We start from the raw sequence: 14,075 nt of genomic DNA on the forward strand, positions 1-14,075 counted from the left end.
TCCCGTGTTTTCATTCAACGGAGCCTTCCTGATGCGTGCGCGTCATTCGATCCTGATGGCAGCGATGGCACTCGCCATCGCCTTGGGCTGGCCGGCCATGTCGGCGCATGCGGAATCCGTCGTGCGCTACGGCATCTCGATGGCGGACATCCCGCTGACGACAGGCCAGCCCGACCGCGGCGCCGGGGCCTATCAGTTCACGGCCTATACGATCTACGATCCCTTGGTCGCCTGGGAGATGGACGTTGCCGACCGGCCCGGCAAACTGGTGCCCGGCCTCGCCACCGAATGGAAGGTCGATGACAACGACAAGACCAAGTGGCGCTTCACGCTGCGCAAGGGCGTCAAATTCCACGACGGCAGCGAGTTCAACGCCGACGCGGTAATCTGGAATTTGGACAAGGTGCTGAATGACAAGGCACCTCAATTCGACAAGCGCCAGAGTGCGCAGGTCAAGACGCGCCTGCCCTCGGTTGCGACCTATTCCAAGATCGACGACTCGACCATCGAGATCACAACCAAGACAGTCGACTCCTTCTTCCCCTACCAGATGCTCTGGTTCCTGGTCTCGAGCCCCGCGCAATACGAGAAGCTCGGCAAGGATTGGGACAAGTTCGCGAGCCAACCCTCCGGCACCGGCCCGTTCAAGCTGACAAAGCTGGTGCCGCGCGAACTCGCCGAGCTGAGCAAGAATCCCGATTACTGGGACAAGAAGCGGATTCCGAAGGTCGACAAGATGATCCTGATCCCGATGCCGGAAGCGCTGACGCGTACCAACGCGCTGCTGGCGGGCCAGGTCGATCTGATCGAGACACCGGCACCCGACGCCGTGCCGCAGCTCAAGGCTGCCGGCATGAAGATCGTCGACAACGTCACCCCGCATGTCTGGAACTATCACTTGAGCGTGCTGCCCGGCTCGCCCTGGACCGACATCCGCCTGCGCAAGGCTCTCAACCTCGCAATCGACCGCGACGCGGTGGTCGGCCTGATGAACGGCCTGGCCAAGCCCGCTAAAGGCCAGGTCGACCCGTCGAGCCCGTGGTTCGGCAAGCCGGATTTCGAGCTGAAATACGACGTCGCCACGGCAAAGAAGCTGGTCGAGGAAGCCGGCTACTCCAAGGACAAGCCGCTGAAGACGACCTTCATCATCGCACAGGGCGGCACTGGGCAGATGCTGTCGTTGCCCATGAATGAATTCCTGCAACAGAGCTTCAAGGAGATCGGTATCGACGTCGACTTCAAGGTGGTCGAGCTCGAGACGCTCTATACACATTGGCGCAAGGGCGCGGCTGACGAGATGAATGCCGGCATCAGCGCCAATAACATCGCCTATGTGACCTCGGACCCGCTTTACGCCATCGTGCGCTTCTTCCACTCCGGGCAAGTGGCGCCGGTCGGCGTCAACTGGGGCGGCTACAAGAACCCGAAGGTCGACGCGCTGATCGACGAGGCCAAGCAGACCTTCGACACAACCAAACAGGATGAACTGCTGGCGCAGGCGCATGCGCTGATTGTCGACGACGCGGCGCTGGTCTGGGTGGTGCACGACACCAACCCGCATGCGCTATCGCCGAAGGTGAAGTCGTTCGTACAGGCGCAGCACTGGTTCCAGGATCTGACGCAGATCGGGCTGGAGTAGACCTTCAATCGTCGTCCCGGCGAAGGTCGGGACAACGAATGCACGTAGCACCTATTTCGTCAACAACTGGAACGCGCCATTCCAGTCGTCGGGCGGCGGCTCTTTCTGGAAGTTGCGGATCCGTGCCTCGTAGAGTGCGTAGAGATATTGCAGCGAGCGCGCCTCGTCAGACCTGCGGCCGCGCTCGATCGCGGCCAGTGCGCCTTCCCAGTCGCGACTGCGATAGCAGGCGAGCATCTCGATTGTCAGGTTACGAAGCCGCTGGAAGCGGCCTGAATTTGCGACATCCTCGCGACCGGCGATCGCGTAGATCACTTCGGGCTCCGTCTTGCCCTTCACCATGATGAAGTCGAGCTCGAGAATTGCGAACTTGTCCTTGGCGGCCAACGCCGTCTTGGAGCCGACGATGATCGGGAAACCGTATTCCTTCGTTTGCCCTTCCAGCCGCGAAGCCAGATTGACGCTGTCGCCCAGCACAGAATAGTTGAATTTTTGGTCGGAACCCATGTTGCCGACCACGCCTATGCCGGTGTTGATGCCGATGCCGACATTGAGCGGGATATAGACGTGGCCGCCATCGACGGCTTCCTGCTCACGCTCCTTGTTAACCTCGTCGATCTGCTCGAGCATGTCGACCGCTGCTGCGCAGGCGTTGATCTGGTGCTCCTTGTCGTCGAGCGGCGCGTTCCAGAACGCCATGATGGCGTCGCCCATGTATTTGTCGATGGTGCCCTTATGCGCTCGTATCACGTTAGTAAGCGGCGTCAGGAAGCGGTTCATCAGCGTGATCAGACCTTGCGGATCGTGCTTGTAGGTCTCCGAGATGGTGGTAAAGCCGCGCACGTCGGAAAACATGATCGTCATCTCGCGCTCCTCGCCGCCAAGCACGAGCTTCTCCGGCGACTGCGCGAGTTGCTCGACCAACTCCGGCGACATGTACTGCGCGAACTGGCCGCGGATCTGCTTCCGCTGCTGCTGCTCGCGCACGAAGCTCGCGAAGATCAGCGTGAGGTAGATCGCCGTCGTCGATATCAAGGGATAGGTGAAATCAACGAGCTGGCGGTGCTGAGTGTAGAAATACCAGGAGCTGCCGACCAGAATGGCCGCAAACAGCCCGCCAACAAGCACGAGCGTCACGGGCCCGAACTTGGGCGCGAACGCGATCACCAGAAGTCCCATGACCAACGCGCTGATGAACTCGATCCCGTTGGCGAAGTTCGGCTGCGAAATGATGGCGCCCGTGAGCGCGCTCTCCAACACCTGCGCGTGAATTTCCACGCCGGGCATCGCCGCCGCGACCGGGGTGGTCTTGAGGTCGTTCATTCCGGCCGCCGAGGTCCCGATCATCACCAGCTTCCCGGCGATCTTGTCCGGCTCGACCCGCCCTTCCAGCACGTCGATGGCCGAGACGTAGATCGATTGATCGTGTCTCGCATAGTGCAGCCAGAGCTGGGCGTTCTTGTCGGTCGCGAGGGTGAAGCCCTCCACCCTGATGCTGCGGACACCCAGTTCGTCGGCGTTGATCAAAATCGTTCCCGATCCGCTCGCCACCCTCAACATCTCGAAGCTCAGCGACGGCATGATAACGCCCTGGGCCTTCATCATCATCGGCACCCGCCGGACGATGCCGTCGCGCTCGGGGAGAATTGTGAACAGGCCGCGCCCGGCGGCGGCCTCCTCCAGCACCGGCACGTTACGCAACAGGCCCGGGAGCTGGAACATGAAGGGCTCCGGATCGCCGCGCATCGCAAGGCCGGTCACCGGAAGTTTGAGGTCGACTTCGGTGTGGACGTGCTGGCCGCCAAATTCTCCGAGCACCACTCGCGAATTCCGGATCGCATCGGCGAAAATCTTGTCGTTGCTGGGCAGCGCGCGGAGCCTTGCGCGCAGCTCCTCGTCGAGATTGCCGAACGTATCGGCCGCGATATCCGGATTGAGGCGGTCGGGCTCTGCAAACACGACGTCGAACGCGATCACGACGGCGCCGAGCCGGGTCAGGTTGTTGATGATGTCGGCGATCCGCGTCCGTGGCCACGGCCATTGACCGAGCTTCGGATCTGCCAGGCTCCTCTCGTCGATGTCGACGATGGTGACCGGACGGATGGTCTTCTTGCGCGGATCGAGCACCTGGAACAGGTCGAAGGTCCTGAGCCGCAACTCCTGGACCGGAGGCGGATCCCAGTGGCGCACCGCGGCAATGCCGAGCAAGAGCGCAAGGCAGACCAGCCGCGCATAGCCGAAGCGCCGCGTGAACCACCGTCGGAGGACCTTCAGTCGTTTCATCCCCTCTGGATATCATGGCCTGCGGAATTGATCACGCCGGGAGTCCGGCCAAAGGTCGAATTGGTCAGGCCGCGCCGCCGGAAGGCAGTATAAAATCGTTGGCGCGGAGGCTCGCCAGTACAACGCTCTTGAGAAGGATCGTATCGTGGTTCGGATGCAGACCATCCGGGTTGAGGTCGATCAGGACATCGTTGCCCGAGGTGACGGCATGACCTGACAGCCAATGGCTGAAGTCTTGCGGGTTGTTCGGATCGAATGCCGCATAGTCCAGCTTCATCCTGTCGGCGCCGGGCATGAAATCATCGATCGTATCATGACCGATCCCGCCGGCGCTTTCGTTGAACACGAAGGTATCGTTGCCAGCATTGCCGAAGAACAGATCGTCATTTGAGCTGCCGACCAGGGTGTCGTTACCCGCGGTGCCTGTCACCGTCGGGGCGTTGGCGAACAAATCAAGACCGCCTGTCGTACTGACAGCGCTAAACGCCGAGCCGCTGCCTGACTGGTCGGTACCCACCAGCGTGACCGTCAAGTCCTGGGCTCCGACGTTGCCATGGCCATCATTGACTTGCGCGGTGAAGTGAATCTTCAGCACGTCGCCCGCGTGAAGGAAATCCAGGTCCGGATTGGTTGCATGGTAGGTCCAGTGCAGCAGCTGCGATCCGCCATCGGACACTGCACTATCGAACGCCAGATCGCCTGCATCGATCAACGCCGCGACGTCGGCGCCATCGGGCAATTTGGTCGAGCCATTGTATTCGACGGCGCCGTCTCCAATCACGGACACTGTCAGGTGGTCGCCGACATCGCGATCTTCGACCGTGAGCGTGCCGGATACCGACAAATCCAGCGGAGGCGTCGAACCGGCGGAGATGTTATCAATCTCGAACGCGTTCGAGCTGCTCGACAGAACGACCTTGTCAAACGAAGGAAGACCGGTGAACTCGACATACCCGTTCGAGGAGAACGAACTCTGGCCTCCATCCGAGAACAGCGGCGCGACGTCTGCGCCGGTATAGGAGGCGACGAGCGTCGCGCCATGGTAGAAGGCGACGCTGTTATAGGAGTCGACGGAGCCCCAATAGAGGCCAAACGTCTGCTTTTCGCTCGCGAAGCTGATCGTCTCCGAACCCCCGCCGCCGATGCTGAGATAATTCGTGGCGTCAGGCGCACCCGGATCGCCGATGAATGGCGGTGCCGTGGCGCCCGGTGCAGCACCACGGACCACGCCGGCGTGCCCCGTCCCCGAAAAGGTGGCATCAAGGGCCGCGCTGTAGAAATCGCCCGCGCCGGCGCCGTTGTTCGAGGCCGTACCGGCCGGCTGGCCGTCAAAGGTCTCCGTCGGCAGCCCGAGGGAGTTCGTGTCGACGCCATGGTCCAGGACGATGGTGGTCGGCTGCGGCACCATGATCGCCAGCGCCGATGGATCAGTCTTGCCAACGATCGCTGGCGTGTCGTTCGCGCCGGTCACGTGCACAGTCAACGTTGCGACGCCAGCGGCGCCCTGCACATCGGTGGCCTGCACGGCGAAAGAATCTGCGTAATCGCCCTTCGGCAGCCCGTTGATCGCGGCCTCATCAGGAACATAGGTGTAAGTGCCGTCCGCATTCACGGTCAGCGAGCCGTAGAGGCCCTTGATCGCCGTGTTCACGGAATGGTGCGACGCGTCGAGCGCGGCATAAGTCAGCGTCGCGGTTTCACCGTTGTCGACGTCATGTCCGTTGAGCTTGCCGACCAGCGCGCCGAAGCTGTCGTCGGCCGCGGTATCGGTCAGCGTGCCGGCATCGGCGTTCGCAAGCGTCGGGGCATCATTGGTGCCGGTGACATCGATCGTCAGCGTCGTCGTCGAGATACCACCGTGGTGATCCGATTCGGTATAGCTGAAGACGTCGGAAACGTGCTCGCCCTTCGCCAGCGCGTCGGTGGCCGGTTTGCTGTTATCGAGCATATAGGTCCATGTGCCGTCGGCGTTCAGGACCAGCGAGCCGTAGGTACCGATCACGGTCGTACCGACATCGCCCAGGAGCGCTCCGCTCGCGGTCCCCGCGGCGACGCCGATCACTTCATGGGTATCGGACATGTCAACGTCGGTGTCGTTGGCGAGCACATCGCCGGTCGTGCTCGGCACGCCGGGCAGGATATTGCCGTTGGCGCCGTTGCCGGCTTCGACGATATGGCCGATGTCACTGTCAGCTACCGCAACCGGCGCATCGTTGGTACCGGTGACGGTGATCTTGACGGGCTGACTTGCTACGCCGCCGTGATGGTCGTCGACCTCGATCGTATAGGTGAGGGTGAGCGTTTCCCCGAAGGCAAGATAGTCGAAGTTCTTGTCCGCTGCCGAGAACGTCCATGGCTGCGATCCCGTCACGCCATTGGTCGAATCCACCAGCGTGCCCAGCGACAGCCAGCTCAGCACCGTCGCCTGGTCGGCTAGCCCGGTGGCGACGCCGGACATGGCCACGCCTGTGATGGTTACCGCGTGGGTATCGCTCAGATCAGGATCAATGAAGCTGACCGCGCCGCTCGCCGTGTCAGGGACCACGGAATCCTTCATGGCAGCGACTTCGGTGATCGCGGCGGCCTGCACGCCGGAGGTGATCACGGGAACGTCGTTGGTGCCGTCGGCACCGCTGATCGACACGCTGATCGTCGTCGAGGTCACGCCGCCATGACCGTCATCGACGGTTGCCACATAGGTCAGGATCAGCGTCTCGCCCTTGGCGATGAAGTCGAACGCCTTGTCCTGGATGCTGTAGGTCCAGGTGGCCGAACCGTCATGGGTGTTGCCGGCGGCCTGCACGACGCTCAGCGGCACCTCCACCGCCTTGATCGCCGCCAATTGCTCCGGCGCCAGCGCGGCCGTGACGTCCTGCCCCCGCGCGTCGAGATAGATGAAGGAGGAGAACGCCGCGCTGGCTACCGGACGGTCGCTCAGGTCGACGTCGGCGAACGCGATGGTGCCGGTCACGGTATCAATTGCGGTACTGCCGCTGCCGATCCGCCCGGTGATAGCGCCGCCGGCCGCCGAAATCGCCGGCGCGTCATTGGTGCCCGTAATCGTGATCGTGAAGGGCCTGAAAGCTGTCTCGTTGTTCAGGCCGAAATTGTTGTCGACGCGCGCCGTGTAGGTCACCGTCAAGGTTTCACCGGCAGCCAGGAAGTCGAAAGCGCCGCCTCCAACGCTGTAGGTCCAACTCGCCGATCCGACGTTCTTGTTGCCGGGATCCTGTTCGACGAGCAACGCAATCGAAACCGCCTTGATCGCGGCCAGTTGCTCTGGCGTCAGCGACGCGGTGATATCGTTGTTGTGCGCATCCTTGTATGCGAAAGACGTAAAGCTCGCGCTTCCGGTCGGAAGGTCGCCGGGATTGATGTCGGCCCACCTGATCTTGCCGGAGATCGTGGTCTCGAAGGCGCTCTGCGTGACGTTCGGCTGCTCGGTGAACGAAGCGTCATCAGCCACGACCTCGGGCGATCCCGGGATGTGGACGGGCGTCTGGATAGTGTTGCTGATGGTCTCCGGCGCCGGCTTGTCAAAGAGGTTCAGCAGGAAGACCGTCGGCGTGACGATGTCGCCGCTCGCGAGCTTGAAGCTGGTCGAAATCGGGATGACGGTGTCGGAGCCAATCGACGTGAGCTTGGTGTTGGGATTGGTGTTGTCGGTGAATCTGAGCGAGAAGACGTCGTTGATGATCTTCTGCGCATCGTCCGAAAGCGGCGCCGACGACAGGAAGCTGACGTTGCCCTGGCTGTTGACGATCGTCTGCGTGCCGGGCTGATTGACGGTCGCGATCGGGTTGAGCGTCGTCTTGTCGAACAGGATGTAGGAGCCGGAGGTGCCGTCCGGCTCGACCAGCACCTGGAATTTTGCGGGGGGTGCGCCGCCTGCGCCGGGCACCTCGAAATCGATCTCGACCAGCACCGCGGTGCCACGAATCCCCATGGTCGCGACCGGCGTATCCACCTTCATGTCGCCGTGCTTGGCGGTCGCGCCGGCGACAAACGAGATCGTGCCCTGGACGAGGCTCAGCAGCGATGAATTGTTCGACCCGTTCGGGTCATAGACCATTTCGTTCAGCACCATTTTCGCGTTCGCGCCGAGACCGAACACGGTGCCGTCGATAAAGGTGATGCCAAGGGTCGACGCCGACCCGGACTGGACCACGTCGCCCTTGAAGACGTTGTCGCCCTGGTTCAGGACGACCGCCACACCGTTGCGAATCGCGGTGGCGTTGCCGGTCAGCTTGCTGACATGACCGATGACTTTGGGCGCGTCCGCGGCGCCGCCAGCCTGGGCGAACTGAGTGTATCCGGTGAGTGCGTTGACGATATCGCCGGTCAGATGCGCGCCGTCGGGTGACGCCAGCGGCGCGCGCTTTTCGCCCCTGAAATAGTCGTGCACGACTAGCTCACGGTCGTCTTTCGACAGGATCAGATCGACGCCGGAGCGCCTGTAGTCGCCGGTGAACAGAAGCTGCACATCCTGGACGACGATGGCGCCAGGAGGGACGTGGGCGGATACGCTATCGGCATGGACCTGCCCATGAGCATGAGCGTCCAGACGCGGCAAAACGCCGTCAAATTTGCCCCCAATGCCCACCGCGGATGTGCCCACTTAACGTTAATATTTATAGAATATACAAATGCCTAAGCTTGCTTATCATCGGATGGAACCCGACGAAACCATCCTATGCTTGTGCAGGCCGCCCCTTGTTACCTCGTCAACGACCTGAGCTTCTTGTAACTCGGGAGTAATTGGTCAGGTCGGCAGGTATTCCAACAACGAACTCAAATGAAAAAGCGTATTCACATATGTATTCGTGGTGTAAACGGCCACGATTTTACTTGGTTCCATTTCCGTCAGCCTTCCTGACGCAAATTGAGCTCGGATTCACAGCTAAAGCCGTGAACTGGCTGACAAATCACACAATCATGAGTCGGCCCCGTAAGTTAACGACAAATTAAGGGTAAGGCTGCGTCACCCACAAAAGGTTGGCAGGGGCCCCGTTCACGAGATCGATAAAGTTTTCAGAACGGCAAAGACACCGCCTTCACCGTCCCCTACAGTTCCCCGGCCGATCTGGCCAGTTTTAAGCAGATTCAAAGTACCGCCCACCATGCTCGCGGTCCGCAACGATCCGGTCACGTGGGGGCTACATCATTCCGCCGATGCCCGGACAAGGGGTATCAAATGGGGAATTTGCGTCACTCGCGCCTGCTTCGCGCCGCTTTGCTTGCCTGCGGCATGGCCTCGCTTTTGCCGGCGAGCGAGCTGAAGGCGGCATCGATCCTCACGCCAGGGCCCGCGGAGCTGATCCGGAAGTCTTCGGCCGAGCCCTTCGGGCTGCCGACTGCCCTGCTTTCCGCCGGCGGCCTGCGCGACAAATGGCTTGGCGTGCTGCGCCGCCTCGATGACGAACTGGTGCAGCTCGCAATCTGCGAAGGCGACCGCGAGGGCTGCGTCTCGCCGGAGGCGCTGCGATTTCTAGCGATCGTCGATCACGCGCGGGCCCGCGATGGCCGCGCCCGGCTTGGCGAGATCAACCGCGCGATCAACCTTGCGATCAGGCCGGCGAGCGATCTTGCGCTGCACGGCCAGATCGATGTCTGGACCTCGCCGCTTGCGACGCTCGCGAGGGGCGCGGGCGACTGCGAGGACTACGCGATCGCGAAATTCGTCGCGCTGCATCAGGCCGGCGTTGCAGCCGAGGATCTGCGGATCGTAGTCATGCACGACCAGCTCAGCGGCGCGGATCACGCCGTCGCCGCCGCCAGGCTGGACGGCCATTGGCTGCTGCTGGACAACCGCCGCATGGCGATGGTCCAGGATTCCGACGCCAGGAACGTCCGGCCGATGTTCGTGCTCGACCGGCATGGGGTCAGCAGCTACGCCGACGCGCCGCTCGTCGCCGACGTCGCGTTGCGGAAGACGTTCTAAAGCATGATCCGGAAAAGTGTGTAGCGGTTTTCCCTCGCGACAAACGCGCAGCGTTTGCGCGGAGATCATGCGCGCAACAACAAGCTAACGCGCGATGATGATTCATCCTGATCTCATCGCGCGTTAGACGCCGGCAAAGCTCAGAACATCAGATTATCCTTCACCATGACCCAGCGGCCGCCCTTGATCTGGTGCACCTGGGTGATGGTGCTGGCGAGGTGATCTGTCTTGGAAAACTTGGTCGGCGGCGAATCGAAGATGTCGAGGAACTTGTCGCCGGACTCCAGCGCATCCAGCATCTTCTGTCCCGTGAGGTCCTTGCCTGCCTTCTGCGCGTAGAAGGCGAAGGTCATCACGGCGTTGTAGCCGATGATCGCCTGGGTGTTGGCGTCGGTGCCGAACATCTTCTTGTAATTGGCAAGCCAGTCCTTCACCTTGCCCTTGGCGGTGTCCTCGTAGGGAATCTCGAAGAGGGCGGCGGAGTAAAGGCCTTCCACCGCCTCCTTGCCGAGCGCCGGCACTTCCAGCACGTTGGTCGGAGACGCGCCGAGGAACGTGACGTCCCAGCCGAGCTTCCTGGCCTCGCTCATCGCGCCGATGGTCTCGCGGATCACGGTGCCGAGCACGACGAGGTCGCAGCCGTCGGACTTCATCTTGGCGACCTGCGCGCTGAAATCGGAAGCGCCGCGCTTGTAGCTGGTGATCGAGGCCGGCTGCACCTTCATGACCTGAAGCTGCTGGTTGAAGCCGTCGAGCACGTTCTTACCGTACTCATCGTCCTGGTGCATGATGCAGGGCTTCTTGAAGTTCTTCCATTCCATCATGTATTTGAGCGCAGCACGCGTGCTCTCGACATAGGGCAGCAGGTTGTTGAATTTCAAACGTTCCTGCGGCTTGTTCGGATCGAACTTGAAAGTGAATTCGGCCGCCGTCAGCGGAAACAGTTGCAGCACGCCGGCGTCGAACAGCACATCCTGCGCGGCCAGCACGGTCGGCGAGCCCATCGGACCAATCATCGCAAAGACCTTGTCGCGCTCGACCATCTTCTGCGAGGCCAGCACGGCCTTTTTCGGATCGTAGCCGTTGTCTTCCAGAATCATCTTCATCTTGCGGCCGTTGATGCCGCCGGCGGCATTGATTTCCTCGACCGCCATCTTCATGCCGTTCGACACCGGAACGCCCCAGACCTTGATCGGGCCGGACAGGTCCTGATGCGTGCCGATGACGATCTCGGTCGCCGAGATGCCTTCATTGGTGACTTTGGTCTGGGCTGCGGCCGGCAGACAGGTCAGCGCCAGGACGCTCACCGCGAGGCCCAGTGCCTTCAGCGATTTCGACATTGCAAGTCTCCTCCTTCAGTGGCCCGTGTTGAGCGAAGGGTCGGGCCTTCCAGCCTTCGCCTTTTCCGTGTCAGCGCAGCTCTTTTCAGTATGATCCGCTCTCAGGATCATGCAACCGCCCGCTCGCCGTACATGGCGTCGATCTCGGTCGCGTAACGCTTGTTCACGAAGCTGCGCTTCAGCTTCATGGTCGGCGTCAGCTCCTCGTCCTCCGGTGTGAGCTGGCGTTCGATCAGATAGAATCTCTTGATGCTCTCGACGCGCGCGAAGTTGGCGTTGACCGCCTCGATCTCACGGTGAATCAGGTCCTGGATTTCTCGCGCGCGGCACAGGCTCGCATAATTGGTGAAGGGAATGTCGTGATCCTGCGCATATTTCTCGACATTCTCCTGGTCGATCATGATCAGACAGGTGAGATAGGGCCGCTTGTCACCGATGACGACGGCATCCGAAACGTAAGGCGAGAACTTGAGCTGGTTTTCGATCTCCGAGGGCGTGACGTTCTTGCCGCCGGAGGTGATGATGATGTCCTTCATCCGGTCGGTGATCTTCACATAGCCTTCATTGTCGATCGAGCCGACGTCGCCGGTGTGCAGCCAGCCTTTGGCGTCGATCGTCTCGGCGGTCTTCTCCGGCTGGTTGAGGTAGCCCATGAACAGGAAGTCGCCCTTGATCAGGATCTCGCCCTTCGGGCAGATCATCACCTCGCCCCAGGGAACGGCCTTTCCGACCGACCCCAGCTTGATGCGATCAATGGGCATCATGGTGCCGACGCCGCAATTCTCGGTCTGGCCGTAGACCTCGCGCAATTCGATGCCGAGCGCGAGATACCAGCGGATCAGGTCGGGCGAGATCGGCGCCGCGCCAGTAAAGGCGATCCGGCAGCGATCGAGCCCGAGCATGCGGCGGATGTTGCGGAAGACCAGCCAATAGGCGGCGCGATTCGCGAGCCGCAGCGACAGGGGCGGCGTTTCACCCGCAAGCCGACAATCGGTCATCCGATGACCGATCGCCAGCGCCCGGCGGTACATCCAGTTCTGGAAGGGGGTCGCATCCTTCAGCGCGATGGCGATGCCCGAATAGAATTTCTCCCAGACCCGCGGTACCGCGAGGAACGCGGTTGGCTGCACTTCGCGCAGATTGTCCGGCACCGTCTCCGGGCTCTCGGCGAAATTCATCACCGAGCCGAGCGCGAGCGAGTTGTAATAGCCGCCGACCCGCTCGGCGACATGGCAGAGCGGCAGGAACACCAGCCGCTCATCGGCAGACGGAAACAGACTGGCGGCGTGGCGCATCTGGTGCGTCACGCTGCGGTTGGAATGCATCGCGCCCTTGGGCGGACCTGTCGTGCCTGAGGTGTAGACGAGAATTGCGAGATCGGACGGCGCGCGGCTGCCGATCATTTCGTCCCACAGGGCCTCCCTGCCCTGCGCATGGTTGCGGCCGAGCGCCATGAATTCGGCGAGCGACAGCACCATCGGGTCCGAGAAGCCGCTCAGACCTTCCATGTCGAACACGACAATCTTCTCGAGAGTCGGACATCGCGCGCGGCAGGTCAGGAGCTTGTCGAGTTGCTCCTCATCCTCGGCGAACACGATACGGGTGCGCGAATCATTGACGAGATATTCGACCTGCGCGGACGAATCGGTCGGGTAGATTCCCGACGACACGCCGCCCGCGCACAGGATGCCCATATCGGCATAGACCCATTCGGGGACGGCGTTCGCGATGATCGAGGCGACGTCGCCGGAACGAAAGCCCAGCGCATGCAGGCCGTAGGCGACGTCCCGGGAAATCTGCAGCCACTGCCGCCAGCTCGTCGGCTGCCAGATGCCGAACTTCTTTTCGCGGATCGCGGGCCCGTCGCCGCGCGTCTCCACGGCCAGAAGAAAACTCTTCGCGATCGTGTCGGCGACCGTCAGCACCGCCGGTCTGGCCATGCCTGCTTCCTCCTCTGTCGCCCGCCTTGCGTGCCGGACTTTGCGGCCGGTCTTGTTCGCGAGGCAGGGCCTCAATTTAGCTCCAACTTGCTCTCAACGCCAAACCTTCTTCAACGCCAAACTTCTTCAACGCCAAGTCTTTCTTAACGCCACGTCTTCTTCTTTTTCCAGCGCCGCTCACCTCGCGCGCCGGCTTCCTTGGCGCCGAGATAGAACTCCTGGATGTCAGGTGAATTCACCAGCCGTTCGCAGGTGTCGTTCATGACGACACGGCCGATCTCAAGCACATAGCCGTAATGCGCCGTCTCCAGCGCGATCTTGGCGTTCTGCTCGACTAACAGGATCGACATGCCCTGCTCCTCGTTGACGCGGCGAATGATCGTGAAGATCTCCTTCACCAGGATCGGCGACAGCCCGAGCGACGGCTCGTCGAGCAGCAGCAGCGTCGGACGGTTCATCAGCGCCCGCCCGATTGCGAGCATCTGCTGTTCGCCGCCGGAAAGCTGCCCGGCGGGCTGGTCGATACGCTCCTTCAACCTCGGAAAGTAGCCGTAGACGCGTTCGAGGTCCTGCACCACACCGTCGCGGTCGTTGCGCGGATAGGCACCCATCATCAGGTTCTCGCGCACCGACAGGAATGGAAACACTTCGCGCCCTTCCGGCACGTGGCTTAGGCCCAGCCGCACGATCTTGTCGGCCTCCATGCGCTGGATCGGCTTGCCCAGGAATTCGATCGTTCCCTTTTGCGGATCGAGAATGCCGGAGATGGTCTTCAAGACCGTCGTCTTGCCGGCGCCGTTGGCGCCCAACAGCGTGACGATCCGGCCGCGTGGCACCTCGAGGCTGATGCCGCGGATGGCCATGATCGGCCCGTAATAACTCTCGATGTTGCTGAGTTTCAGGATGATGTCGGGCGCGCTCATGCGATCATC

The 14,075-nt window shown here is 61.7% G+C and carries 7 protein-coding genes; 2 read left to right on the forward strand and 5 right to left on the reverse strand.

Annotation, left to right across the window (positions count from 1 at the left end):
- The first annotated feature begins 31 nt into the window (after positions 1 to 31).
- Positions 32 to 1,639 (forward strand): ABC transporter substrate-binding protein, encoded by a 1,608-nt coding sequence (locus JQ553_RS01930; protein ID WP_212498768.1) that lies wholly within the window; start codon positions 32 to 34, stop codon positions 1,637 to 1,639.
- A gap of 51 nt (positions 1,640 to 1,690) precedes the next feature.
- On the opposite strand, the gene JQ553_RS01935 is transcribed toward JQ553_RS01930, so the two are convergent.
- Both JQ553_RS01935 and JQ553_RS01940 read right to left on the reverse strand, forming a co-directional pair.
- On the reverse strand, positions 1,691 to 3,922 hold the full coding sequence (locus tag JQ553_RS01935; RefSeq protein ID WP_212498192.1) for a CHASE2 domain-containing protein: 2,232 nt from the start codon (positions 3,920 to 3,922) through the stop codon (positions 1,691 to 1,693).
- Between the two features lie 64 nt (positions 3,923 to 3,986).
- Positions 3,987 to 8,495 carry a VCBS domain-containing protein gene (locus JQ553_RS01940; RefSeq protein ID WP_249143887.1) on the reverse strand — a complete coding sequence of 1,503 codons (4,509 nt, stop codon included), beginning with the start codon at positions 8,493 to 8,495 and terminating at the stop codon, positions 3,987 to 3,989.
- Positions 8,496 to 9,116: 621 nt separating this feature from the next.
- On the opposite strand from JQ553_RS01940, the gene JQ553_RS01945 reads away from it, so the two are divergent.
- Entirely contained in the window at positions 9,117 to 9,863 is a 747-nt protein-coding gene (locus JQ553_RS01945; RefSeq protein ID WP_212498194.1) for a transglutaminase-like cysteine peptidase, read from the forward strand.
- Positions 9,864 to 10,003: 140 nt separating this feature from the next.
- Here JQ553_RS01945 and JQ553_RS01950 read toward each other — a convergent pair whose 3' ends face one another.
- From JQ553_RS01950 to JQ553_RS01960, 3 genes are all read right to left on the reverse strand, one after another.
- Positions 10,004 to 11,203 (reverse strand): ABC transporter substrate-binding protein, encoded by a 1,200-nt coding sequence (locus tag JQ553_RS01950; protein WP_212498195.1) that lies wholly within the window; start codon positions 11,201 to 11,203, stop codon positions 10,004 to 10,006.
- 107 nt (positions 11,204 to 11,310) lie between these two features.
- Positions 11,311 to 13,143, reverse strand: a complete 1,833-nt coding sequence (locus JQ553_RS01955; RefSeq protein WP_212498196.1) for a long-chain fatty acid--CoA ligase — start codon at positions 13,141 to 13,143, stop codon at positions 11,311 to 11,313.
- Between the two features lie 143 nt (positions 13,144 to 13,286).
- Complete coding sequence (locus JQ553_RS01960) at positions 13,287 to 14,066, reverse strand: ABC transporter ATP-binding protein (protein ID WP_212498197.1); 780 nt, start codon at positions 14,064 to 14,066, stop codon at positions 13,287 to 13,289.
- Between the last annotated feature and the right edge of the window lie 9 nt (positions 14,067 to 14,075).

This window comes from Bradyrhizobium lablabi, assembly GCF_018131005.1.
Taxonomy (GTDB): domain Bacteria; phylum Pseudomonadota; class Alphaproteobacteria; order Rhizobiales; family Xanthobacteraceae; genus Bradyrhizobium; species Bradyrhizobium lablabi_D.